Source organism: Streptomyces sp. UW30 (assembly GCF_008042075.1).
Taxonomy (GTDB): domain Bacteria; phylum Actinomycetota; class Actinomycetes; order Streptomycetales; family Streptomycetaceae; genus Streptomyces.
The window spans coordinates 1,747,619-1,772,617 of record NZ_RDBN01000053.1; the positions used below are offsets into that span (position 1 = coordinate 1,747,619).

Genomic DNA, 24,999 nt, shown 5'->3' on the forward strand with positions numbered 1-24,999 from the left:
GAGCACGATCTGCTTGTTGGCGTTGTGGAGCGTGTTGAACGTGTGGAAGAACTCCTCCTGCGTCGACTCCTTGTCCGCGAGGAACTGGATGTCGCCGACGACCAGATGCCCGGCGCCGACCCGCTGCCCACCGCGCGACCGGCCTACCCGAGCGAGTACCAGCGCCCCGAGCACGCCCCCGGCAGCTGGCCGCGTCCGACGCAGGACGAGTACAGCTGGCAGCAGCAGCGGCTCGGCTTTCCCGAGCGGGACCCGTACGCGTCGCCGTCCCAGGACTCCTACTCGCAGGACTCCTACGGCGCGCCGTCCCAGGACTACCGCCCGCAGCCGATGGACCGGCCGCCGTACGACGGACACCGCTCCGACTACGACCAGCGCCGGTCCGACTATGAGCAGAAACGGCCCGACTACGACCAGCCGCGCGGCGACTACGACCGTGACGCCCGCCGCGAGTTGCCCGAGCCGCCCGTCGGCTCCGGCCATGTGCACCGCGGCGGCCCCGTCGGTACCGGTCTGCCGGCCACCGGCGCCCCCGGCCCGCTGGCCGCGAAGCCCGCGCCGGCGCCCGGCCCCGGCGAACCGACCGCGCGACTGAACCCGAAGTACCTCTTCGACACGTTCGTCATCGGCGCCTCCAACCGCTTCGCGCACGCGGCCGCGGTCGCCGTCGCCGAGGCACCCGCGAAGGCTTACAACCCCCTCTTCATCTACGGGGAGTCGGGGCTCGGCAAGACCCACCTGCTGCACGCGATCGGGCACTACGCGCGCAGCCTCTACCCGGGCACGCGCGTGCGGTACGTGAGCTCGGAGGAGTTCACCAACGAGTTCATCAACTCCATCCGCGACGGCAAGGGCGACAGCTTCCGCAAGCGGTACCGGGAGATGGACATCCTGCTCGTCGACGACATCCAGTTCCTCGCGGACAAGGAGTCGACGCAGGAGGAGTTCTTCCACACGTTCAACACGCTCCACAACGCCAACAAGCAGATCGTGCTCTCCAGCGACCGGCCGCCCAAGCAGCTGGTCACGCTGGAGGACCGGCTGCGGAACCGTTTCGAGTGGGGCCTGATCACCGACGTCCAGCCGCCGGAGCTGGAGACGCGTATCGCGATCCTGCGCAAGAAGGCGGTCCAGGAGCAGCTCAACGCCCCGCCGGAGGTCCTGGAGTTCATCGCCTCCCGCATCTCGCGCAACATCCGCGAGCTGGAGGGGGCGCTGATCCGGGTGACGGCGTTCGCGTCGCTCAACCGGCAGCCGGTGGACCTGGGCCTGACGGAGATCGTCCTGAAGGACCTGATCCCCGGCGGCGACGACGCGACGCCGGAGATCACCTCGACGGCCATCATGAGCGCCACGGCCGACTACTTCGGTCTCACGGTCGAGGACCTGTGCGGCAGCTCGCGCGGCCGCCAGCTGGTCACCGCCCGCCAGATCGCCATGTACCTGTGCCGTGAGCTGACGGACCTGTCGCTGCCGAAGATCGGCGCGCTGTTCGGCGGCCGCGACCACACCACGGTGATGCACGCCGACCGCAAGATCCGCAATCTGATGGCCGAGCGGCGCTCCATCTACAACCAGGTCACCGAGCTCACGAACCGCATCAAGAACGGCTGACACAGCCCGCCCACCGAGGGCCACGAGGGCCTGTCGTACATCGCTGAGGGCGCTCCGGGACGAGATCCCGGGGCGCCCTTCGTCATGCCGCGGACGTCGGCTGTTCGAATACCTGCCGGGTTACGGTCACTCTCCACAGATTCGGTGACTTTTTGCCGTCCACACCCTGGGGACTGGGAAGTTGTCCAGACTGTTTCCACAGCGGCCCCTGTTGAAAGACGATCAGACCAGGTCAACTGCATGTGGATTCGTGGACAAACGATCTCCACAGGCTGTGGACAGCGAGAAGATCCACAGGCTGTGCACGAAGTTGTCCACCGACAACCCACAGGCTGGGGCGAGTTGTCCCCAGTGATCCCCAGCTTCTCCACACCGCTGTCCACTGTTCGGCAACACGACGCGCCTTCTCACCGGGTCGAGTGAAAGGCGTCACACAAAGGTGCCGGGTTGGCCTGTGGGAAAGGTGGGTAAAGCTGGGGACGGCGCTGGGGAGAAGTCGCCTCAAGCTGTGCATGGGGTGTGCAGAACTTTCCGTTCTCCACAGAAGCACCTGGTTGTCCACCGCCGTCGCCCACAGGGCCGGTGGACAAAATTTCCGCTCTGAGCTGGGCAAACGTGGTTATCCACGGTTTCCACAGGCCCTACTACTACTCCCAACTAGAGAGAGCTGGGAATCCGTTCCGAAGTGGGTCCTGTGCACAACTCGCTGTCTCGCTCCCGGCTGCCCCTCGTCACGACTTGACCCCGAGAGGCACCTACTGTCAGTGGGGTGCGTCAGACTGTTCCCGGTGTCCTTCCCCTCACTGGGGCCGACGACACCGAGACAGACGACGAAGCCAGGCAGGCCGAGAAGCGCCGGCAACAGCAGGAGGCGGCAACAGTGAAGATCCGGGTGGAACGCGACGTACTCGCGGAGGCCGTGGCCTGGGCGGCGCGCAGCCTCCCGGCCCGTCCGCCGGCCCCTGTCCTCGCCGGCCTCCTGCTGAAGGCCGATGACGGTCAGCTGAGCCTGTCCAGCTTCGACTACGAGGTCTCCGCTCGGGTGAGCGTCGAGGCCGAGGTCGACGAAGAGGGCACCGTCCTGGTCTCCGGCCGCCTGCTCGCCGACATCTGCCGCGCTCTGCCCAACCGCCCGGTGGAGATTTCCACAGACGGTGTACGGGCGACCGTGGTCTGCGGCTCCTCGCGCTTCACACTCCACACCCTGCCTGTGGAGGAGTACCCCGCACTGCCGCAGATGCCGACGGCGACCGGCACCGTCCCTGGTGAGGTCTTCGCCTCCGCCGCCGCGCAGGTGGCCATCGCCGCCGGCCGCGACGACACGCTGCCCGTCCTCACCGGTGTGCGTATCGAGATCGAGGGCGACACCGTCACGCTGGCCTCCACCGACCGCTACCGCTTCGCGGTCCGTGAGTTCCTGTGGAAGCCGGAGAACCCGGAGGCGTCCGCGGTCGCCCTGGTGCCCGCAAAGACGCTCCTGGACACCGCCAAGGCGCTCACGAGCGGCGACAGCGTCACCCTGGCGCTGTCCGGCTCGGGTGCGGGCGAGGGCCTGATCGGTTTCGAGGGGGCCGGCCGCCGGACGACGACCCGTCTCCTGGAGGGCGACCTTCCCAAGTACCGCTCGCTGTTCCCGACGGAGTTCAACAGCGTCGCCGTGATCGAGACCGCCCCCTTCGTGGAGGCCGTCAAGCGCGTGGCCCTGGTCGCCGAGCGCAACACCCCGGTGCGGCTCAGCTTCGAGCAGGGCGTGCTCATCCTGGAGGCCGGTTCCAGCGACGACGCACAGGCTGTGGAAAGGGTCGACGCCCAGCTGGAGGGCGACGACGTGTCGATCGCCTTCAACCCGACCTTCCTGCTGGACGGCCTGAGCGCCATCGACTCCCCGGTGGCCCAGCTGTCGTTCACGACGTCCACCAAGCCCGCGCTGCTCAGCGGCAAGCCGGCGCTGGACGCCGAGGCGGACGAGGCCTACAAGTACCTGATCATGCCGGTGCGCCTGAGCGGCTGACCAGCCGACAGTTGTCCACAGGCCGGTGGAGAAGTGACCCCGGCCTGTGGGAGAACCCGCAGGTGAGGGCGTACGTATGAGCGCGTATGCCCACGGATGTGCGCGTGCGTCCGGGTTTAGGCTCGGGCGTGGGCACGAAGGTGCCTCTCACGCCACAGCAACCTAAGGAACAACTGATGGAGCTCGGTCTCGTCGGCCTCGGCAAGATGGGCGGCAACATGCGCGAGCGGATACGCCGCGCGGGCCACACCGTCGTCGGATACGACCGCAACCAGGACCTCGCGGACGTCCAAAGCCTGGAAGAGCTTGTGGGTAAGCTCCCCGGCCCGCGCGTGGTCTGGGTGATGGTCCCCGCCGGTGCGGCGACCCAGTCGACCATCGACGAGCTGGCCGAGCTTCTGGAGCCCGGTGACGTCGTCGTGGACGGCGGGAACTCCCGCTGGACGGACGACGAGCGGCACGCCGAGGAGCTGGCGGCCAAGGGCATCGGATTCGTGGACTGCGGCGTCTCCGGCGGCGTCTGGGGCCTGGAGAACGGCTACGCGCTGATGTACGGCGGTGACGCCGAGAACGTCGCCAAGGTGCAGCCGTTCTTCGACGCCCTGAAGCCCGAGGGCGACTTCGGCGCGGTGCACGCCGGCAAGGTGGGCGCGGGGCACTTCGCGAAGATGGTCCACAACGGCATCGAGTACGCGATGATGCAGGCCTACGCCGAGGGCTGGGAGCTCCTTGAGAAGGTCGACTCAGTGACCGACGTCCGGGAGGTCTTCCGCTCCTGGCAGGAGGGCACGGTCATCCGCTCCTGGCTGCTGGACCTCGCGGTGAACGCCCTCGACGAGGACGAGCACCTGGACAGGCTCAGGGGTTTTGCACAGGACTCCGGTGAGGGACGCTGGACTGTGGAAGCCGCCATCGATCACGCGGTACCGCTGCCGGCGATCACCGCGTCGCTGTTCGCGCGGTTCGCGTCCCGTCAGGACGACTCGCCGCAGATGAAGATGATCGCGGCGCTGCGCAACCAGTTCGGCGGCCACGCGGTGGAGAAGAAGTAACCCGTCGAGAACGAGAAGACCGAGAACGAGAACAAGTAATCCACACCCTGGGGATGCCTGCCTGGCACCCTCGGGGGTGGCCCGGTTGTCCACAGCTGGGGACGGTTCAACCACATGTTGGGGGAGGTCGGCGAACGACCATGCACGTCACGCATCTGTCGCTGGCCGACTTCCGCTCGTACGCCGGCGTCGAAGTTCCGCTCGACCCAGGCGTCACCGCCTTCGTCGGCCCCAACGGCCAGGGCAAGACGAACCTCGTCGAGGCCGTCGGCTATCTCGCCACCCTCGGCAGCCACCGGGTCGCCTCCGACGCCCCCCTGGTCCGGATGGGAGCCGACCGCGCCGTCATCCGGGCGCAGGTCAAGCAGGGCGACCGGCAGCAACTGGTCGAGTTGGAACTGAACCCCGGCAAGGCCAACCGGGCCAGGATCAACAGGTCCTCGCAGGTCAGACCCCGTGACGTACTCGGCATCGTGCGGACCGTCCTGTTCGCGCCGGAGGACCTCGCCCTGGTCAAGGGCGACCCCGGCGAGCGGCGCCGCTTCCTCGACGAGCTGATCACCGCACGCTCCCCGCGCATGGCGGGCGTGCGCTCCGACTACGAGCGTGTCCTCAAGCAGCGCAACACCCTCCTGAAGTCGGCCGCGCTGGCCCGTCGGCACGGCGGCCGCTCGATGGACCTGTCGACACTCGACGTCTGGGACCAGCACCTCGCACGCGTGGGCGCCGAGTTGCTCGCCCAACGCCTGGACCTGATCGCGACGATCCAGCCGCTGACCGACAAGGCCTACGAGCAGCTGGCCCCCGGCGGCGGCCCCGTCGCCCTGGACTACAAGCCTTCGGCGCCCGGAGAGGCCCACACGCGCGAGGACCTCTTCGAGCAGCTGATGGCGGCGCTCGCCGAGGCGCGTAAGCAGGAGATCGAGCGCGGCGTCACGCTCGTAGGCCCTCATCGGGACGATCTGCTGCTCAAACTCGGTCAGTTGCCCGCCAAGGGCTACGCCTCGCACGGCGAGTCCTGGTCCTACGCACTGGCGCTGCGCCTGGCCTCGTACGACCTGCTCAGGGCCGAGGGCAACGAGCCCGTGCTGGTCCTCGACGACGTGTTCGCCGAGCTGGACACCAGGCGCCGTGAACGCCTGGCCGAGCTGGTCGCGCCCGGCGAGCAGGTCCTGGTGACGGCCGCGGTCGACGACGACGTACCGCATGTGCTGGCGGGGGCGCGGTACACGGTGTCCGAGGGGACGGTGGAGCGCGTATGAGCGAGAACCCGTCCGAGAACACCCCTGACGCCCCCAAGAAGGCCCCCGAGCCCTCCGGCGTCGACCTTGCGCGCGTGGCGCTCAGGGCGGCCAAGGAGCAGGCACGCGCGCGTGGGGACGTGGCGCAGCAGAAGAAGCAGGCGCGGCGCGGGGGCCTGCGCTCCGGCGCGCGAGCCGACGGCCGCGACCCCATGGCGCTCGGCTCCGCCATTAACCGCTTGATCACCGAGCGCGGCTGGGAGACCCCGGCCGCGGTGGGCGGTGTGATGGGCCGCTGGCCGCAGATCGTCGGCGACGACGTGGCCAAGCACTGCGTGCCGGAGAAGTACGACGAGGACGAGCGGGTCCTGGTCGTGCGCTGCGACTCGACGGCCTGGGCGACGAACCTGCGCCTGCTCGCCCCGACGCTGGTCGCCCGCCTCAACGAGGACCTGGGCCACGGCGCGGTCCGCCACATCAAGGTGAACGGCCCCGGCGGCCCGGCCCGACGCTACGGCCCGCTGCGCGCCCCCGGCAGCACCGGCCCCGGCGACACCTACGGGTGAGCGGGGCGGTCGGCCGAGGCTGGCCGGCCTTCCGGAACCGGACGCCCACCCCGACCGGCCTTCCCGAAACGGCCCGCTGACAGCCCCGCGAAACGCCGTGCCCTCGGCTCCGAAGCGCTCGTCACAGCCGTCCCCACAGCCCCGTCGGCCACAGGTGACCGACATCACATCAGTAGCAGTCGACGGTCACGAAGTGCTGCCGGCGACCGCCTCCTCGTACCACCGGACGCGGTGGCGAATCGCGACCTGACTCCGAAGTAGCCAAGGGTTGACGGCCGGAAGCGCTGAGTGGCTCTGTGAGCCTCTTTGAGCCCCCTTCCGTATATCGGGAGTCGGCAGAGGCAGGTTCAGGGCGGCACATGCGGACTCAGGTACCGGCAAACCCCCATCACTGTCGGCGCTACCGGTAGACTGGAGCTCAATCCCGCCCCAATCGTGGGGACCGCCGGGAAAAGCTGAGCAACGCTGATCAAGGCTTACCAACGCAACATGCCGCAGCCGCTCCGGCAACCTGCCGACGAGCCTGGCTCGTGCTGTGCCAGAAAGGGCGCTTCGTGGCCGATTCCGGCAACCCCAACGAGAACATCCCGTCCACCGAGGCCGCGGCCGGATTCGCCGAGGCCTCAGTCACGGCGTCCTACGACGCGAGTGCCATCACCGTCCTCGAGGGTCTGGACGCGGTCCGCAAGCGACCCGGTATGTACATCGGTTCGACCGGCGAGCGCGGTCTGCACCACCTGGTGTACGAGGTGGTCGACAACGCCGTCGACGAGGCGCTGGCCGGCCACGCGGACACCATCGACGTGACGATCCTCGCCGACGGCGGGGTCCGCGTGATCGACAACGGCCGTGGCATCCCGGTGGGCATCGTCCCGTCCGAGGGCAAGCCGGCCCTCGAGGTCGTGCTGACCGTTCTGCACGCGGGCGGCAAGTTCGGCGGCGGCGGCTACGCGGTCTCCGGCGGTCTGCACGGCGTGGGCGTGTCCGTCGTCAACGCGCTGTCGGCGAAGGTCGCCGTCGAGGTCAGGACCGACGGCCACCGCTGGACGCAGGACTACAAGATGGGTGTCCCCACGGCACCGCTCGCGCAGCACGAGGCCATCGACGAGACGGGCACGTCGGTCACCTTCTGGGCCGACAGCGACATCTTCGAGACCACCGACTACTCCTTCGAGACGCTCTCGCGGCGCTTCCAGGAGATGGCGTTCCTCAACAAGGGTTTGACGATCAAACTCACTGACGAGCGCGAGTCGGCGAAGGCCACCTCCGGGGCGGACGAGGCCGGCGCGGACGAGACCGCCGAGGTGAAGACGGTCACGTACCACTACGAAGGCGGCATCGTCGACTTCGTGAAGTACCTCAACTCCCGCAAGGGAGACGTGGTCCACCCGACCGTGATCGACCTCGAGGCCGAGGACAGGGACAAGAGCCTCTCCCTCGAAGTCGCGATGCAGTGGAACAGCGGTTACAGCGAGGGCGTGTACTCCTTCGCCAACATCATCCACACGCACGAGGGCGGTACCCACGAAGAGGGCTTCCGCGCGGCGCTCACCAACCTGATCAACAAGTACGCGCGCGACAAGAAGCTGCTGCGCGAGAAGGACGACAACCTCACGGGTGACGACATCCGCGAGGGTCTGACGGCGATCATCTCGGTGAAGCTCAGCGAGCCGCAGTTCGAGGGTCAGACGAAGACCAAGCTGGGCAACACGGAGGCCAAGACCTTCGTGCAGAAGGCGGTCTACGAGCACCTCAACGACTGGCTGGACCGCAACCCGGTCGAGGCGGCGGACATCGTCCGCAAGGGCATCCAGGCGGCCACCGCGCGCGTGGCGGCCCGCAAGGCCCGCGACCTGACCCGTCGCAAGGGCCTGCTGGAGAGCGCCTCGCTCCCGGGCAAGCTCTCCGACTGCCAGTCGAACGACCCCACCAAGTGCGAGATCTTCATCGTCGAGGGTGACTCCGCCGGCGGCTCGGCCAAGTCCGGCCGCAACCCGCAGTACCAGGCGATCCTCCCGATCCGAGGCAAGATCCTCAACGTCGAGAAGGCGCGGATCGACAAGATCCTGCAGAACCAGGAGATCCAGGCGCTGATCTCGGCCTTCGGCACGGGTGTGCACGAGGACTTCGACATCGAGAAGCTCCGCTACCACAAGATCATCCTGATGGCGGACGCCGACGTCGACGGCCAGCACATCAACACCCTGCTGCTGACCTTCCTGTTCCGCTTCATGCGGCCGCTGGTCGAGGCCGGGCACGTGTTCCTGTCCCGTCCCCCGCTGTACAAGATCAAGTGGGGCCGGGACGAGGTCGAGTACGCCTACTCCGACCGCGAGCGCGACGCACTGCTGGAGATGGGCCGCCAGCGTGGCAAGCGCGTCAAGGAGGACTCGATCCAGCGCTTCAAGGGTCTCGGCGAGATGAACGCCGAGGAACTGCGCATCACGACCATGGACCAGGAGCACCGCGTCCTCGGCCAGGTCACCCTCGACGACGCCGCCCAGGCCGACGACCTGTTCTCGGTCCTCATGGGCGAGGACGTCGAGGCCCGCCGCCAGTTCATCCAGCGCAACGCCAAGGACGTCCGCTTCCTCGACATCTGAGTCGGTCTCAGCTGACCGCACCAGGAAGGACCTTCACCAGCAATGACCGACGAGAACACTCCCGTCACTCCTGACGAGGGACAGATCCTGCGTGTCGAGCCCGTCGGGCTCGAGACGGAGATGCAGCGCTCGTACCTCGACTACGCGATGTCCGTCATCGTCTCGCGTGCGCTCCCGGACGTCCGCGACGGCCTCAAGCCCGTCCACCGCCGCGTCCTGTACGCCATGTACGACGGCGGCTACCGCCCCGAGCGCGGCTTCTACAAGTGCGCCCGTGTCGTCGGTGACGTCATGGGTAACTACCACCCCCACGGCGACTCCTCGATCTACGACGCCCTGGTCCGCCTCGCCCAGCCGTGGTCGATGCGCATGCCGCTCGTCGACTCGAACGGCAACTTCGGCTCTCCGGGCAACGACCCGGCGGCGGCCATGCGCTACACCGAGTGCAAGATGGCCCCGCTGTCGATGGAGATGGTCCGTGACATCGACGAGGAGACCGTCGACTTCACGGACAACTACGACGGCCGCTCCCAGGAGCCGACCGTCCTGCCGGCCCGCTTCCCGAACCTGCTGATCAACGGCTCGGCCGGCATCGCGGTCGGCATGGCCACCAACATCCCGCCGCACAACCTGCGCGAGGTCGCGGCCGGCGCCCAGTGGTACCTGGAGAACCCCGAGGCCACGCACGAGGAGCTGCTCGACGCGCTGATCGAGCGCATCAAGGGCCCCGACTTCCCGACGGGCGCGCTCGTCGTCGGCCGCAAGGGCATCGAAGAGGCGTACCGCACCGGCCGTGGCTCGATCACCATGCGCGCGGTCGTCGAGGTCGAGGAGATCCAGAACCGCCAGTGCCTGGTGGTCACGGAACTGCCGTACCAGACCAACCCCGACAACCTCGCGCAGAAGATCGCCGACCTGGTGAAGGACGGCAAGGTCGGCGGCATCGCGGACGTACGCGACGAGACGTCCTCACGTACGGGCCAGCGGCTGGTCATCGTCCTGAAGCGGGACGCGGTCGCCAAGGTCGTACTGAACAACCTCTACAAGCACACGGACCTGCAGTCGAACTTCGGCGCCAACATGCTGGCGCTGGTCGACGGAGTCCCGCGCACGCTGTCCCTGGACGCGTTCATCCGGCACTGGGTGACGCACCAGATCGAGGTCATCGTCCGCCGTACGAAGTTCCGCCTGCGCAAGGCCGAGGAGCGGGCGCACATCCTGCGTGGCCTCCTGAAGGCCCTGGACGCCATCGACGAGGTCATCGCCCTGATCCGGGCCAGCGACACCGTCGATATCGCGCGTACGGGCCTGATGGCGCTCCTGGAGATCGACGAGATCCAGGCCAACGCCATCCTTGAGATGCAGCTGCGGCGACTGGCCGCCCTGGAGCGCCAGAAGATCATCCAGGAGCACGACGAGCTCCAGGCGAAGATCACCGAGTACAACGCGATCCTCGCCTCCGAGGTCCGTCAGCGCGGCATCGTCAGCGAGGAGCTGGCGGCGATCGTCGACAAGTACGGCGACGACCGCAAGACCATGCTGGTGCCCTACGACGGTGACATGTCCATCGAGGACCTCATCGCCGAAGAGGACATCGTGGTCACCGTCTCGCGCGGCGGCTACGTCAAGCGCACAAAGACCGTCGACTACCGGGCGCAGAAGCGCGGCGGCAAGGGCGTACGCGGCACGAAGCTGAAGGAAGACGACATCGTCGACCACTTCTTCGTCTCGACGACCCACCACTGGCTGCTGTTCTTCACCAACAAGGGCCGGGTGTACCGGGCCAAGGCGTACGAGCTTCCGGACGCCGGACGTGACGCCCGCGGGCAGCACGTCGCCAACCTGCTGGCCTTCCAGCCGGACGAGGCGATCGCCGAGATCCTCGCGATCCGCGACTACGACGCGGTGCCGTACCTCGTGCTCGCCACGAAGGCGGGTCTGGTGAAGAAGACGCCTCTGAAGGATTACGATTCGCCGCGCTCCGGCGGTGTGATCGCGATCAACCTCCGGGAAACGGCAGACGGTTCCGACGACGAACTGATCGGTGCCGAACTCGTCTCGTCCGACGATGATCTGCTCCTGATCAGCAAGAAGGCGCAGTCGATCAGGTTTACCGCCACGGACGAGTCACTGCGTCCCATGGGCCGTGCCACCTCGGGTGTCAAGGGCATGAGCTTCCGCGAGGGAGACGAGCTGCTCTCGATGAATGTTGTTCGACCCGGTACGTTCGTGTTCACTGCCACCGACGGCGGGTACGCGAAGCGGACCCCCGTCGACGAGTACCGCGTCCAGGGTCGCGGCGGCCTCGGCATCAAGGCCGCCAAGATCGTCGAGGATCGCGGCTCGCTCGTCGGTGCGCTGGTGGTCGAGGAGAGCGACGAGATCCTCGCCATCACGCTGGGCGGCGGTGTGATTCGTACGCGAGTCAACGGGGTCAGGGAGACGGGCCGTGACACCATGGGCGTCCAACTGATCAACCTGGGCAAGCGCGATGCCGTCGTCGGTATCGCACGTAACGCCGAGGCGGGACGCGAGGCGGAGGAGGTCGACGGCGATGTGGTCGTCGACGACACCGCCGAAGGTGCTGCCACGACCATCGGCACGGACGAGGGTGAGACACCCTCGGCCGAGTAGCACGAGGAGAGAGTCATCGTGAGCGGAGCCACGGGCGCCGGATCGTCCGGTACCTCGACCGGTTCTACGGCCGGTACGGAGACGGACGGCGGAGGCCGTGGCTCCGCCGCGCCCGCGAAGGACACGCACACCACCCAGCTGAAAGCGATCAAGTCGCCGGCGAAAGGCTCTTCCTCGCCCGACGCACCTGGATCCCAGGGGGGACCCGTGACGGACACCCGAGGCCCGCAGGCCCAGCAGTACGGGGCCGGCGCGGCTCCGGGCGCTCAGCCGCAGCCGCACCCCGCGGGAGCGCAGCAGGCGGCCCCGGCGCCGTCGGCGTCGCCGCTGCCCGGGGAACGGCAGCCGCAGCAGCCCGCCGGGCCCTACCACCCGCCGCAGGCCTACCAGACGGGCGCTCCGTCGGGCAGCGTGCGCCGACCGCGCACGGGCGCGCGTACGACGCCGCGCACCCGTAAGGCACGGCTGCGGGTGGCCAAAGCCGACCCGTGGTCGGTGATGAAGGTCAGCTTCCTGCTCTCCATCGCGCTGGGCATCTGCACGATCGTCGCGTCCGCGGTGCTGTGGATGGTCATGGACGCGATGGGCGTCTTCTCGACGGTCGGCGGCACGATCTCCGAGGCCACGGGCTCGAACGAGTCGAACGGCTTCGACCTGCAGTCCTTCCTGTCGCTGCCGCACGTCCTGATGTTCGCGTCGATCATCGCGGTCATCGACGTCGTCCTGGCGACGGCCCTGGCCACGCTCGGCGCGTTCATCTACAACCTCTCCGCCGGCTTCGTGGGCGGCGTCGAGCTGACGCTCGCCGAGGACGAGTGAGGTTCACCGAGGCCGGTTGACGCTGGCCGTCAGGAGGCGGTTTCAAACCTCTCCTGACGGTCCCCCGACAACCGATTTTGGGACTGCCCGCGTCGTGCGCTAATCTTCAGGAGTCAGCGCGCGGGACACACACCGCAGAGCGCGGCGGGGCTATAGCTCAGTTGGTTAGAGCGCATCCCTGATAAGGATGAGGCCACAGGTTCAAATCCTGTTAGCCCCACATGCGAAAAGACCCCCAGTCGATAACGGCTGGGGGTCTTTGACATCCACGGCTGACACAGCGTCCCGCAGGTGTGCCGTGCGAGCCGGACCGTGATCCGGCGCACGCCGGCCCGCTTCACGAGCCGATCGAAGGTGCGGGAGAAGCTCACCGGGTCGATCAGGCCGCCGTGCTCGGAGGAGAAGATCAGGTCCTGGTCCGACCCCTGCGACCAGTGCTCACCGGCGATCTTCCGCTCCAGCTCTTGGAGCTCTCATTGACCGTTTCAGAATGAGGACACGGCGTCACCTGTGGGCGCCCGGCCCGTCCCGCGCGCTCGCCGCGTCGGCTGTGAAAATCGCTGTCCGATTGTCGGAACGCGGTGATAGGGAGTCCATGTGACAACGACACTTGCGTTCCCCGCTCTGTTGCGACTGATCGACGAACGGTCGAGCGCCTTCCGCGCCGCGGTAGCGTCCGCGCCCAGCCTCGACGTGCAGGTGCCGACCTGCCCGGAGTGGACGCTGTTCGATCTGGTGCAGCATATCGGCGAGGGGCGCCGCTCCTGGGCCGCCACCGTAGCCGCAGGGCCTGCCGCTCCGGCCAAGTCCGTCCCAGAGGGCGCCCCGGCTGCGCCTCGGGAGCGTGAGGCGCAGCCGGCCTGGTTGGCCGCGTCGACGCAGGAGCTGCTGGACGCACTGCGGGAGGCCGGCCCGGATCGCGGTTGCTGGACGTGGTGGGGTGCGTCGCAGTCGCCGCAGACCTGTGGCGCCGTCGCCCGGCACCAGCTCCAGCAGATCGCGGTGCACACCTACGACGCCCAGGTCACTGTGGGTGCCCCGGAGCCGCTGCCGGATGAGGTGGCACTCGACGGTGTCGAGGAGTTCCTGTTCACCTGCGTCGCAACGACGAGTGCCTGGCCGCACAAGCCCACTGCCTTCGACTTCCACGCCACCGAGGGCCACTCCTGGCGCCTGACGGTCGACGGCGACGGCGCACGCTCCACCCGTATCCCCGCGCCCGGCACGACGCCTGTCGCTGCTGCCGACGAGGGCCCGGACGTGGCTGGCGTCTCCGTCCGCGGCACGGCCAGTGAGCTGGTCCTCTTCGTGTACGACCGTATCCCGGCGGACTCACTGCAGATCGACGGAGACGCAGGTTTGTTCGACCTGCTCCGCGCGTGGGAACCGGAGGAGTAGGACGGGTGCTGTAGAGCGGCGAAGTAAGCCTTGTCAGGACCGCATGCGACGGCTGACACGAGCGGCTGACACCAACAAGCACGAACCGCAGCGGTCAGCGCCGGGCCTTGGTGGACGATCGACCGCGGGGCAGGGACCGTTGGCCGATGTTGGCAGCCCCCGTGATCGACCTGATGAGGATGGGGCCACAGGTTCAAGTTCTGTTAGCCCCACCAGTCAAAAGACCCTCAGATGATCATCCCTGGGGGTCTTTGACATCTACGGCTGACATCCGCCGATCAGTGGATCTTGCAGTGAATCGGCGAGCAGGCCCGCAGCCTCCCGTTGCTCCGGGGATGCAGCGCCGCTCTCGGCCGAGCCCAGCTCGCAGTCACGTGCTCTTGGCCCCCTGCCGTTGTGGTGGCGAGGGCCAAGCGGGCTGCTACGAGTGCCTGCCTGTCATGGACACCAGATCGGAGCCGGGTTCCAGTCGTGGTGCTTCGAGGCTGTCCGGTTCCAAACGCCGTTGACCCGCAGGTCGCCGTACGCAGTGTTCCTGCCGCACTTAATCGGCATCTGGTGGTTGTAGCAGCCGCGGGTGAAACCCGGGTTGAGTACCGAGGGTTGGCAGTCGATGGTCTGCCCGTTCCAGGTCTGAGTGATCGAGCCCTCAAGCGCGATGGCCTTGGAGCTGTTGTTTGTCACCACGAGCACGCTCTTGGCCTCGTCGCTCTCATTCAGCGTGCCGAAGACCATGCACGCCTGGAAGCCAACCCCCGGTACTGCGGTGTGCTGCTTGGTCGGCCCACACTTCCAGGTCGAGTTTGTGCTGACCGTCTCCCACATGCCCATCGCTGACGCCGGGCCGGCCGCGAACAATGCGACACCTACGGCCGCGGCTGCGAGGCCGATGCTCTTGCCTGCACGCTTCATTGGTTCCCCTCCCACAAGATCCGAACAACTGTGTGACTATAGCGAGGCAGGGAAGAGCCCAGGCTCCCCGACGAGGCCTGCAGAGCGCCGACAGGGCTGACGGACATCAGCCGATGAGCGGATCTTCCAGAAGGTCGGCGAGCATGCCATCGAAGGTCCGGGAGAAGCCCACCGGGTCGATCATGCCGCCGTGCTCCGACGAGAAGATCAGGTCATGGCCCGGCTCCTGAGGCGTATTTGGGTCCGTGGCTGAATGTGCGGGCGGAGGGATGGGTGTTGTGCTCCTGCGTGAACGAGGCCACGGTCAAAGACGATGCCTCCGGCGGGGGATCGGCCGGCACCGGGATGGAGGGGGCGCCGTAGCCGACTGCGGGCACATCGTGGCCAGTGTGGTGGGTTGAGGGAGTGGGACGGCCGATTGCCTCGTCGCATCAGATTGAATCCGGTTCGGCGCGAGCGTGGACAAGCAAGTCCGTTCTCGTACTTGGATTGCGAGTGGCGCCCCGTTGCCGACAGGCGCAGGCTGGATGAGGGGAAGAGCGGTAGGTAGGGCATGCGGGGGACATGCCGAGGATCAACTCGCCTGCTGAAGTTTGAACGAACAGGAAGCCTGCTATGACTACTGTCTTTCTCAGATGTCGAGGGGAGCTTCCGGGCAACCGTTTCCTCGACGGACATACGCATGATGGAACCGTGGGCCTCGCGCCCAACACCGCGGCCCCCTTCAGCGGCACCCGGTGGGACATGCGGAAGATCCAGGGAACACAAGACGAGTTCGTCTTCCGATGCCTGGGAGATATCGAGGGCAACAGGTTCCTTGACGGTCACACCCACGATGGAACCGTCGGTCTCGCGCCCGACACCAGCGAGCCGTTCACGGGGACCAGGTGGAAGGCCACCAAAAGCAGCGACAACATCACCACCATCAAGTGCCTGGGAGATATCGAGGGCAACAGGTTCCTTGACGGTCACACCCACGAAGGGACCGTGGGTCTCGCGCCCAACGTCCAGCCCCCGTTCACCGGCACCAGGTGGGCAGTCGAGGTGCCGATCGACTAGGCGACTGGTGTCTGACATCAATGACTGGCACCAACAGCGGCGGATGGCGGCGGTCACCGTTGAACGCTGACGGCCAGCCAGCCGGCGTCCAAAGCGAGTTGACCGAGTCCACAGGTCCCCAGGATCGACCTGATAGGGATGAGGCCACAGGTTCAAATCCTGTTAGCCCCACCAGCCAAACGACCCCAGTCCATCAGGGCTGGGGTCTTTTGCATGCCCGATTGTCAGTGCCGGATGAGAGCCTGGCGGCATGATCGTCGAGCGGGCATACGCGCATGTCGCCGAGGGCGAGCGGGAGGAAGGCGGCGGGTGGCCGTGGTCGGTGCCGTGCGTGCGGCAGCTGCTGGATGACGGCCTGAGATTCACCGCGCCGGTGACGTTCCTGGTGGGGGAGAACGGCTCGGGGAAGTCGACCCTCGTCGAGGCGCTGGCGGAGGGCTTCGGCCTGGACTCCTGGGGCGGATCAGCGGGCTACAAGTACGCCAGTTGGCGCGAGCCATCGGCCCTGGGCGGGCGGATACGGTTCGAGGCGACCACTGCCGGCCGCCGCATGCTGCGCGGGCCTCGGACGCGCCGCAGAGGTTTCTTCCTGCGGGCGGAGACGGCGCTGGACGCGCTGGACCGGGAGCAGAAGACGGGAAGGCTGTCCGGGGCCGCGGACGAGATGAGCCACGGCGAGGGATTTCTGATGGCCTTCCGCGAGCGGTTTCAGGAGCCTGGGCTGTACGTCCTGGACGAGCCCGAGGCTGCGCTGTCCTTCGCTTCTTGTCTTCAACTCGTAGGGCTGCTGCACGAACTGGGGCGTTCCGGCGCACAGATCATCTGCGCGACGCACTCACCTGTGCTGACGGCGCTGCCGGGCGCCGAGATCATCGAGGTGGGTGACCACGGAATGCGTCCCGCCGACTGGCGGGATCTGGAACTCGTCGATCATTGGCGGCGGTACCTCAACGACCCGTGGACTTATCTCCGTCACATCGTCGATTCGCGATGAGGCGGGGACCAGGACGGGGTGAAGCTCGCCGTCGTACTGCTGGAGAAGCTGGAACAGGCTTTGGAGCAGGAGAGGCAGAAGAAGCAGAGGGTCACGACTTGCGGTGAGCCCGGGTTCAGCGTTGGTGTGGCACCAGTGGCTGTGGCGGGTGGGAGCCGTGGGTGCACTCGTGGGTGGTCGAGGCCGATGTCGTGGCCGCTTCCGTCTCCGTGAGCGGGCGGTGGCGGCAGCTGGGGGTCTTGCCGTGTGCCTCTGCGCGGATCCGCTGCTTCATCGTGGGGGGCAGTGCTCTGGCGTAGGACCAGGCCCAGTGAGGCATCGCCGGGGCCGTCAGCTCAGCGCTGCGGTTGCTGTCGTCACCGTCGCTCCTGCGGCTCGTCTCGGTGTGCGGTACGGCCGCTGCGGCGGTGCTGGTGACGAATCCGAGCGCCGAGCACAGCGCGAGGAAGGCGGTGACGACGGCCGTCCACAGGTTCATGACCTTGTTCCTGGTCATGGCCCCTCACTTTCGGGTTGGGCGATTTGCGTACTTTCCCAATGATGTGTATGGGGGCTGCGAAGTCATGGACCGACGCCCGTGGCGCGTCGATCTTCAGATGAACACCACCCGTATGGGGGCATTGCGCTCGACGAGTGCGCGAAGATGGAGGAAAGGGGCCAAAGGTCACCGTCCGTCGGGGTGTGATCACCCTCCGATCGGAGCGGCGGCATCCGCTTCTACTGGGGTGTACCGGCGGGCAGTTGAGCGCGGACGCAGGTCACCGATTGATATCGACCGGTGTGTATAGTCGGGCGCCAGAGGTCCCCTACGTCAAGGAAAGACGAGGTCGCGCGGTGAAGAAGCTTCTCCTGGTCGCACTGGCCGCCATCGGCGGGCTCCTCGTGTACCGCCAGATCCAGGCGGATCGCGCCGAGCAGGATCTGTGGACGGAGGCGACTGACTCCGTACCCACGGGTTCGTGAGCCACGACATCGGATTGCACACAGACCCCGGTCGCCCGCGCGGCCGGGGTTTCGTGTACCCGGAGCGCACAGCGCCGCCGCCCCGAGTTGCGGAAGCGCACCGGAGGTCGTAGAGCCGGGCGTTTCGGACAGCCGTACGGATTGCGGGGGTGACGCGCGGCCGCGCTGGGCAGGATGGGCGAGGTCCATGGTCCGGTTGTGGTGACAAGGGGTGGCGCGTGATGAGGCGGCGGCGTATGGCGCGGTGGCGCCCCGCGAGGATGTGGCGTTCCCCGGCACGCGTGCGTGCGGCCGTCGTGGCGGCGCTGCTGCTGTGCACCACGGCCGTCCTGCCGGCTCCGCCCGCCCTCGCCGCCGGAACGCCCGGTCCCTATGTCTTCGCGCCGGACGCCAGGCCCGTCACGGGTGGGACGAGCACCGCGGACGCCGCACCCCTCGCTCCGGGCACGACCTACAAGAGCTCCCTGCCAGGCGAGGGAGAGATCCACTACCGCCTCGACCTCGACGACACCTCGGACGCGTACGTCTCCGTGACCGCCGTCCCCGTCACCGACAGCACGCTCCACGCGGGCGACGGCATCAAGGTGTCCGTCCGGGATGCCGCCGGCCGCTCCTGCTCCCAGGACACCGAAACCTTCGGCGTCGTGCGCAGCCCGCGCCCGATCGCGGCATGGGGGGAGCGCGAGATCTCGGCCAACCGTCCGCGCTGCGAGAGCGCGGGCACCTACGACGTGATCGTCGAGCGCGTCAGTACGGCGGACTCCGCCCTGGACGCCTGGGACCTGGAGCTCTTCGCCGCCTCCGAGCCGCCCCTGAAGCAGACCGGCGAGACGAGCGCCCCCGAGGCCTGGGACTCCGCGTCACCCGACCCCCTCACCGGGGACGGCGAGCTCCGTGAGGGCGGCCGCGGCTTCGCCTCGGCGGTACCGGTCGGCGAGGGCGTGTGGACCTCCGCCATCGAGCCCGGGCGGACGCTCTTCTACAAGGTGCCGCTCGATTGGGGCCGACAGCTGCACGCCACCGCCGAGCTGGGCAGTTCGAGCAGCGGCGACGGCTACACGGTCGGCGCCCTGAGCCTTGCCCTCTACAACCCCGTGCGCGGATTCGTCGACGACACGAGCGCCAACTACGACGGCCGCCGGAAGGCCGCCGAACTCGATCCCCTGCCGCCGGTCGCCTACGAGAATCGGTACGCCGGCCCCGACCGGTTCAGCGCCATGCGGTTCGCCGGTTCCTACTACCTCGTGGTGCACCTCTCGGCCGCGGTGGCGGAGAGGTACGGCCAGGGGCCGTTCGAGCTGACGCTGCGCGTGCGGGAGGGGGGTACGGCGCAGGCCGGGCCGGGTTATGCGGGGCAGTCCGAGCCGGGCGACGTGTTCCAGGTCTCGGCGGGCGATCGGGAGGCGGCCGCGGGGGACGGGGCCGGGGGACTTCCCCGCCGACCTGTTCGCCGTGGGGCTGGTCGCGCTGTATCTGCTGGAAGGGGCCAAGCCGGACGCCAAGGCGCTCGTCCAGTACTTCTCCGCACACGGAACGCCGGGAGCGCCCTTGGCGGGGGCCTTTAGTGGCTTGGCGGGCGGCTCGGCAGGCGGTTCGCGGGCTCGGCGGGCTCGGCGGGCTCGGATCTGGGTCAGAGGGCAGATGTGCGGCAGCCCTCAGAGTCGGGCTCGTCGGATCCGGGTCGGTTCTCAGATTTGGGTCAGCGCCCAGAACCCCACGGCGTAGCAGACCAGCGCCAGCAGGAGGAGTGGTACGGCCACCTTGGCGGGTGGGCCTGGACGGCGTGCGGGGCTGTGGGCCGCTCGGCGGGCGGCTCGGTGACCGCCGCGGCGGCGTGGCTGCGGAATTGGGGGCGCCGAGGGTGGAACCTGCGGGCTCTGAGCGGTGTACGAAACAGTAGAAGCATCGACGCGCTGGGGTTGTGCCGGCGTCGTCGGAGGCTGCGTCGGGTACTGCGGTGGGCGTGGTTGGGGGGAGGACAGGACGTGCGTGGTGTCGTAGGGGGAGCTGTTAGCCGGGTGGTGCTGCACGCCCTCGTGGGGGTGGCTGCCCGCCTGTGCTTGACCCTGTGCCTGGTGCCGGCCTCGCGCCTGGTCCTGCGGCCCGTTGGGCAGTGGCAGGTGGTAGCTGCCGGTGTCCGACATGCTGAGGGGGCCGCTGCTCTCGCCTGGTTGTGGGGAGGCGGGGGACTCCTGAGCGCGGGCGGATGGCAGGGACCCGGGCTGGTGTGGGTACGGGACGCGCGGCAGAGACTCGGCCTGGGCGGACTCTGGCCGCGCGGACTCTGGCGGCGCGGACTCTGGCGGCGCGGACTCGGGCGAGGTGAAGCTCGAAGCCGGCGTTGGCTCCGCAACGACGTGGCGCGGATCACCGGATACGGCGCCCGAGCCCGTGCCGGATGTGCCGTGCCCGGCGTCGCCTGTCCCGAATCCGGTGCCGCCCGTCCCGAGCCCGACGTCGGCCGACCCGAGCCCGGTACCGGCCGGCCCGAGCCCGGTGCCGCTCGGCACCGAGCCGATGCCCCTCGGATCCGATCCGGCGCCGTTAGCCGAGCCTCCCGTCCCCGTCGAGCCGTCCCCGAACTGGAACTGTCCGGAGCCGCTCCGCTCCCCCTCGATCCCCGGAGCCCGTTTCAGCGGCCCCCGGGGTACGAACCCCGGTGGCAGTGGCCCGAGTTGGTCGAAGATCTCGATGAGCTCGTCGTCGGGCCCGGGTTCCGGCAGGAGCTCGGTGGCCGCGGCGAGGGCCTTGCGCGCCCCGGTCGCCGTGCGGAACCGCGCGTGCGGATCCGGTTGGAGCAGCGAGGCCACGACCTGCCACAGCGGTTCGGGGATGCCCTTGGGCGCACCCGGCGTTCCGTGTGCGGAGAAGTACTGGACGAGCGCCTTGGCGTCCGGCTTGGCCCCTTCCAGCAGATACAGCGCGACCAGCCCCACGGCGAACAGGTCGGCGGGGAAGTCCGGTTCCGCGCCCATGAGTTGCTCGGGGGCGAGGTAACCGGGCGTTCCCACCACGAGGTTGGTCTCGGTCAGCCGGGGCTCGCCGAGCCGCATGGCGATGCCGAAGTCGGACAGCCGCAGCCGCGGGCGACCCGTGCCGGTTGCTTCGAGCAGCAGGTTGGCCGGCTTGATGTCGCGGTGGACGACGCCCTCCGAGTGCACCGCGGCCAGCCCCGCGAGGAGCTGGTCGAGAAGGGTGCAGACGAACGAGGGCGGCAAGGGGCCGTAGTCCCCGACGAGATGGACCAGCGAGCCGCCGGACACCAGGTCCATGGTGAACAGGACCTTGTCGTCGTCGGCGGCCCAACTGGCCGGCGCGAGCACATGGGGGTGATCGATCCGCAGCGCCTGCTCGCGGACGAACCGCAACAGCGAGTGCGCGTCGCTCTGCTGCAGCACCTTGGCGGCCACATAGCGCCGACGGCGATGGTCCCAGGCACGCCAGACGGCGCCGACGCCACCGCGTCCGATCGGGTCGACCAGTTCGTAGCGCCCGGCGAAGACCTCACCCATGGCTGTGCGTCGCTCCTCCCCCTCCGGTTACCCCCCCTTGCTTCCCCCACGACGAGCGATACGACTCCCCTCGCTGGCCGTCCTTCGCGGACTCCCCCGCACGACCCCCTCGTGCCCGCTCAGGACGCCATACCGCCGGCCCGGCTGCCGAACCCCTTCGGCGACCGGGCCCGGGGGTCAGTTCTGGTGGGACTGGTAGTGCGCGACCGCGTCGGAGGTGCGGCCGGCGCCGTACACCCGGAGGAACTCTGCCAGTTCCGGGTGGGTCGGGGCGAGGGTGTCCGCGGCCTCGATAATGTCGCCCGCGGCTGCCACCGAGCGCAGCAGCGACTGGATCTCGCGAACGACCCGCTTGACCGTGGGCGCGSCCGAACTGTTCGTCGTCTGCGTGGTGTTGCTGAGCACCGATCCCCCCTGCGACTTCTTGATCTCTTCCATGCGCTCCGTGGCCTCGGCCGCGCTCACGCTGCCGTCCGCGACCTGCCCCGCCAAGTCCTGCAGCAGCTGCACCCGCTGGACCACGGCGGGATTGCCGATCTTCGCCCGCTGTCCGCTCATCAGCTGCGACAGCATCGGTGCGGACAGTCCCAGTACCCCCGCGAGACGAGCCTGGTTGAGACCAAGATCGTCGATGAGCTTACGGAAGAGCGTCCCCAGCGGCTCCCCGTACCAGTTCCGCTGCAGATCCCGCGCTCTTGCGGTGGCTTCCTGCTGTGCGGCGTCCATTGCGTCTCCCCATCGCTTCCCCAAAACCGTGGTTCGCTGTCGCGAACCACGCCGAGCATCTTACGGAGAGTGGTCGTTTACCGGGACCCCCAATCCTTTTGCGGGATCCGGGGGGCGACCGGGTACTCTGGTCTGGACGCTCGCCGGTGTGGGGTTTTCCTCCGGCCGGACGTTCCCTTTTAGGGGCCTTAGCTCAGTTGGTAGAGCGCTGTCTTTGCATGGCAGATGTCAGGGGTTCGACTCCCCTAGGCTCCACATAGTAAGACCCCTCTGACCTGCGAAAACGTGGTCAGAGGGGTCTTTTTTGTACCGGTTTCGCCGGTGGGTCGTGGAATGGGGTCGCACCCCCCGAGCGGCTCCCGGACGTCCTGCCTTCGTGCGCGTACGGCCGGAAGATCACCCGCCCAGGAGCTCCGTTCGATCTTCGGGTGCCGAGATCGGTTGAGAGACGGCTTCTCACCCTGGTCTGTCAGTCGGCCTGATCTGGCCTGCGTCCAAGCATGCGGCAGCTGCGGCGAGCTGGCTGGCACTGTCCTTGAGCAGGCCCCAGTTGTGGTCCTGGGCTGCTTGGATACACCGGGCAAGATGGGTGTGCAGCGGGGACCACAGCGGGCCGAAGAACCAGAGATTCAAAGGCCGACGCAAGACCGTCAGCCACGTCTGCCAGGATGCACGCGCCGCAAGTCTGCGCCAGGTGGAACGACTCCGGGAACCCATCCAGGCCGCTGAGCAAGGCCGGGCAGCATGTGAGGGCTTCACGTCAGCGGCCCCGGCCCCGGTCGGCGCAGTGCAGCCGGCGGCTGTCGAAGAGGGCCTTGGGGGCGCTGTACCGGACAGTGCGCTCTTGTGTGCGCGGTATTCCTCGCCCGGCCACCACCCCAGCAGCCGCCGGGGCAACTCACCGGCCAGGCGGGACCGAAGGAGCTTCAGCCGGGTGCGTACGGTTCGGCAGGCGGCGCAGTCGCGCAGATGGGCGTGGGCGTCGCCGTGCAACGGCAGATAGGCGGAGATCAGGACGTCCACTTCGCCGTGTAGCCCGCAGTTGACGTGGGCGGTCTGGCGCAGATGAGCGGCGGCCTGGGCCCGGCGCAGCACCGTCAGCGCGGACTGATACCGGTTGAGGAGCTGGGCACGGGGCAACCCTGTCACGTCGGCCACAGCGGCCGGAGACTCGTGCTCGACCAGCGTGTGCCAGATGAGGCACCGGTCGACGGCGGGCAGCCGCTGGTAGGACTGCGAGAGTCCGTAGTCCTCGTCCATCGACCACAGTCCTCCCTCCGACACCCACCTGCGGAATCCGGGGGACATCTGGCGCGGATCGACCTCGACCGCTTCGCGGCGCACCGAGGTCAGCAGATTCACCCGCAGGCAGGTGCCGTGCAGACCGGTCGCGGCGCGCGACCCTCTGGACACCTGATCGCGCAGCCGTGAGAAGGCGTACGCCGACAGGATCTCTGCCAGCTCAGGCACGGCAACGCACGTGAGTGCGTACGCGTGGACGGCAGTGTGATGGCGGTGACGGACGGCTTCGAACCAGGGAATCCGGTCCATATCGACCGCTCGCAACAGGGCGTGGTCACCGGGCAGTTGGACGCTGGAACAAGGGCGGGGGGTGGCAGTGGGCATGGATGCTCTCCGAGAGAAAGGACACGGCCCGACCTGGCTCATGGTGTCCAACGAAGCGGTCTCACTGGGGTGGTTGCTCCAAGTGCGACAAGAAGAGGGGGACCTGAACGCTTGGTCAGGTCTTCTCAGCCCGGCGGATGATCCGCCCAACCTTCGTCGCCGCTTCACTGCGTCCCGTCCGGCAGGCGAGCCGTCTGAGGCCCGCCGCGCATTCTGCAGTTCGGAGGAAGCATGGGACGCGCAAGAGGCGGAAGCAGGCGCAGGCCATTCGTCGGGAAGTGGAAACTGCTCCTGACCGGTCCTGCCGTGATGGTCACGGCGGCCGTGGTGCTCAACTCGGCTTACGGCGCCGAGACGAGCTTCATCGTCGGCGGGCGGCAGGCATCCGAGGAGTACCCGTTCATGGGATCGCTGCAGTCTCCTTCGGGAGATCATCACTGCGGCGCGGCGCTCGTCGCACCTGCCCTCATGGCCACCGCCGCGCACTGCGTAGAGGGCCGGCAGGCGAGCGAGATGACCGTACGCATCGGCTCGAGGGACCGTACGAGCGGAGGCACACGTAGCCGGGTGGCCCGCGTCGTACAGGCTCCGGAGCACGCGGACATAGCCCTGCTCGTTCTGTCCGAGCGGGTCTCCGGCGCGCCGATCGAGGTCGCCGACGGCAGCCCGCAGACGCAGCAGGCGGTCCGGCTGATCGGCTGGGGCCAGGACTGCCCCCAGAAGGGCTGCTCCACAGCACCACCCCGGCAGTTGAAACAGCTGGACACCAGGGTGCTGCCGGCACAGGACTGCCCCGGGATCAAGGGAGGTGGGGAGTTGTGCTTCGCCGGCACCCCGACGGACACGGCCTGCTACGGGGACTCCGGCGGTCCGGCAGTGGTGCAGGACGGGGCGGGTCGGCGGCTCGTCGGGGTCACCAGCCGGGCGGGCGACGACTCCCGTCCCTCATGCGGTGACAGCAATGTGATCTACACCGATGTGACTGCCTTCCGGGACCTGATCGCCGGAGTCCCCGTAGCAGGCCGTGTCCGTCGGGGTGCCGGCGAAGCACAACTCCCCACCTCCCTTGATCCCGGGGCAGTCCTGTGCCGGCAGCACCCTGGTGTCCAGCTGTTTCAACTGCCGGGGTGGTGCTGTGGAGCAGCCCTTCTGGGGGCAGTCCTGGCCCCAGCCGATCAGCCGGACCGCCTGCTGCGTCTGCGGGCTGCCGTCGGCGACCTCGATCGGCGCGCCGGAGACCCGCTCGGACAGAACGAGCAGGGCTATGTC

General features: G+C 68.3%; 19 protein-coding genes, 2 tRNA genes and 2 pseudogenes. 16 read left to right on the forward strand and 7 right to left on the reverse strand.

Translation table 11 applies throughout. The features are described 5' to 3' along the window. Positions 1-174, reverse strand: a 174-nt coding sequence (locus EAO75_RS48790) for a DnaA ATPase domain-containing protein (RefSeq protein ID WP_410092862.1), incomplete at its 3' end; no start/stop codon positions are given. Here EAO75_RS48790 and dnaA point away from each other — a divergent pair. From dnaA to EAO75_RS42530, 10 genes and pseudogenes are all read left to right on the forward strand, one after another. Further along, positions 115-1,614, forward strand: a pseudogene (gene dnaA / locus EAO75_RS42480) (chromosomal replication initiator protein DnaA); the annotation flags it as partial. The gene EAO75_RS48790 and the pseudogene dnaA overlap by 60 nt on opposite strands. Before the next feature lie 880 nt (positions 1,615-2,494). Beyond that, positions 2,495-3,625, forward strand: a complete 1,131-nt coding sequence (gene dnaN / locus EAO75_RS42490) for a DNA polymerase III subunit beta (protein WP_148000610.1) — start codon at positions 2,495-2,497, stop codon at positions 3,623-3,625. A 176-nt stretch (positions 3,626-3,801) separates the two neighbouring features. Next, the gene (gnd, locus tag EAO75_RS42495; RefSeq protein ID WP_148000335.1) at positions 3,802-4,677 is read left to right on the forward strand and encodes a phosphogluconate dehydrogenase (NAD(+)-dependent, decarboxylating); all 876 of its coding nucleotides are present in this window, start codon (positions 3,802-3,804) and stop codon (positions 4,675-4,677) included. Positions 4,678-4,817: 140 nt separating this feature from the next. Then, a complete protein-coding gene (gene recF, locus EAO75_RS42500; RefSeq protein WP_148000336.1) occupies positions 4,818-5,939 on the forward strand; it encodes a DNA replication/repair protein RecF in 1,122 nt (373 codons plus the stop codon). Next, positions 5,936-6,484 carry a DUF721 domain-containing protein gene (locus EAO75_RS42505; RefSeq protein WP_148000337.1) on the forward strand — a complete coding sequence of 183 codons (549 nt, stop codon included), beginning with the start codon at positions 5,936-5,938 and terminating at the stop codon, positions 6,482-6,484. Before recF ends, EAO75_RS42505 begins: the two co-directional genes overlap by 4 nt. Before the next feature lie 530 nt (positions 6,485-7,014). Then, positions 7,015-9,087, forward strand: a complete 2,073-nt coding sequence (gene gyrB, locus EAO75_RS42510) for a DNA topoisomerase (ATP-hydrolyzing) subunit B (protein WP_148000338.1) — start codon at positions 7,015-7,017, stop codon at positions 9,085-9,087. Between the two features lie 42 nt (positions 9,088-9,129). Further along, positions 9,130-11,721, forward strand: a complete 2,592-nt coding sequence (gene gyrA, locus EAO75_RS42515) for a DNA gyrase subunit A (protein ID WP_148000339.1) — start codon at positions 9,130-9,132, stop codon at positions 11,719-11,721. A gap of 18 nt (positions 11,722-11,739) precedes the next feature. Then, entirely contained in the window at positions 11,740-12,540 is an 801-nt protein-coding gene (locus tag EAO75_RS42520) for a DUF3566 domain-containing protein (RefSeq protein ID WP_148000340.1), read from the forward strand. A gap of 146 nt (positions 12,541-12,686) precedes the next feature. Beyond that, positions 12,687-12,760, forward strand: a tRNA-Ile gene (locus EAO75_RS42525). 377 nt (positions 12,761-13,137) lie between these two features. Then, positions 13,138-13,938, forward strand: a complete 801-nt coding sequence (locus tag EAO75_RS42530) for a maleylpyruvate isomerase N-terminal domain-containing protein (RefSeq protein WP_148000341.1) — start codon at positions 13,138-13,140, stop codon at positions 13,936-13,938. A 438-nt stretch (positions 13,939-14,376) separates the two neighbouring features. Here the strand turns inward: EAO75_RS42530 and EAO75_RS42535 are convergent, their stop codons facing one another. After that, positions 14,377-14,850 carry a hypothetical protein gene (locus tag EAO75_RS42535; RefSeq protein WP_148000342.1) on the reverse strand — a complete coding sequence of 158 codons (474 nt, stop codon included), beginning with the start codon at positions 14,848-14,850 and terminating at the stop codon, positions 14,377-14,379. Positions 14,851-15,465: 615 nt separating this feature from the next. Between EAO75_RS42535 and EAO75_RS42540 the strand changes: the two genes are divergently transcribed. Together EAO75_RS42540 and EAO75_RS42545 are read left to right on the forward strand one after the other, a co-directional pair. Next, positions 15,466-15,909 carry a hypothetical protein gene (locus EAO75_RS42540; RefSeq protein WP_187284792.1) on the forward strand — a complete coding sequence of 148 codons (444 nt, stop codon included), beginning with the start codon at positions 15,466-15,468 and terminating at the stop codon, positions 15,907-15,909. A 250-nt stretch (positions 15,910-16,159) separates the two neighbouring features. Further along, the gene (locus EAO75_RS42545) at positions 16,160-16,903 is read left to right on the forward strand and encodes an AAA family ATPase (RefSeq protein ID WP_148000344.1); all 744 of its coding nucleotides are present in this window, start codon (positions 16,160-16,162) and stop codon (positions 16,901-16,903) included. A 115-nt stretch (positions 16,904-17,018) separates the two neighbouring features. Here EAO75_RS42545 and EAO75_RS42550 read toward each other — a convergent pair whose 3' ends face one another. After that, positions 17,019-17,399: a DUF6344 domain-containing protein gene (locus EAO75_RS42550; protein WP_148000345.1), complete on the reverse strand. Its 381-nt coding sequence runs from the start codon at positions 17,397-17,399 to the stop codon at positions 17,019-17,021. A 338-nt stretch (positions 17,400-17,737) separates the two neighbouring features. Here EAO75_RS42550 and EAO75_RS46790 point away from each other — a divergent pair, with 338 nt between their 5' ends. Both EAO75_RS46790 and EAO75_RS42560 read left to right on the forward strand, forming a co-directional pair. Beyond that, positions 17,738-17,866 (forward strand): DLW-39 family protein, encoded by a 129-nt coding sequence (locus EAO75_RS46790; RefSeq protein WP_003999697.1) that lies wholly within the window; start codon positions 17,738-17,740, stop codon positions 17,864-17,866. A gap of 281 nt (positions 17,867-18,147) precedes the next feature. Next, positions 18,148-19,431, forward strand: a complete 1,284-nt coding sequence (locus EAO75_RS42560) for a hypothetical protein (protein WP_148000347.1) — start codon at positions 18,148-18,150, stop codon at positions 19,429-19,431. Between the two features lie 123 nt (positions 19,432-19,554). Here EAO75_RS42560 and EAO75_RS42565 read toward each other — a convergent pair whose 3' ends face one another. Together EAO75_RS42565 and EAO75_RS42570 are read right to left on the reverse strand one after the other, a co-directional pair. Then, entirely contained in the window at positions 19,555-21,378 is a 1,824-nt protein-coding gene (locus tag EAO75_RS42565) for a serine/threonine-protein kinase (protein WP_148000348.1), read from the reverse strand. 177 nt (positions 21,379-21,555) lie between these two features. Further along, on the reverse strand, positions 21,556-22,104 hold the full coding sequence (locus EAO75_RS42570) for a helix-turn-helix domain-containing protein (protein ID WP_148000349.1): 549 nt from the start codon (positions 22,102-22,104) through the stop codon (positions 21,556-21,558). A 182-nt stretch (positions 22,105-22,286) separates the two neighbouring features. Between EAO75_RS42570 and EAO75_RS42575 the strand changes: the two genes are divergently transcribed. Then, positions 22,287-22,359, forward strand: a tRNA-Ala gene (locus EAO75_RS42575). A gap of 201 nt (positions 22,360-22,560) precedes the next feature. Here the strand turns inward: EAO75_RS42575 and EAO75_RS42580 are convergent. After that, positions 22,561-23,574, reverse strand: a complete 1,014-nt coding sequence (locus EAO75_RS42580; protein WP_148000350.1) for a hypothetical protein — start codon at positions 23,572-23,574, stop codon at positions 22,561-22,563. Positions 23,575-24,039: 465 nt separating this feature from the next. Here EAO75_RS42580 and EAO75_RS42585 point away from each other — a divergent pair. Next, positions 24,040-24,720 (forward strand): annotated as a pseudogene (locus EAO75_RS42585) (S1 family peptidase); the annotation flags it as partial. Here the strand turns inward: EAO75_RS42585 and EAO75_RS48795 are convergent. Next, a complete protein-coding gene (locus EAO75_RS48795) occupies positions 24,676-24,996 on the reverse strand; it encodes a trypsin-like serine protease (RefSeq protein WP_410092864.1) in 321 nt (106 codons plus the stop codon). The pseudogene EAO75_RS42585 and the gene EAO75_RS48795 sit on opposite strands and share 45 nt — an antisense overlap. Between the last annotated feature and the right edge of the window lie 3 nt (positions 24,997-24,999).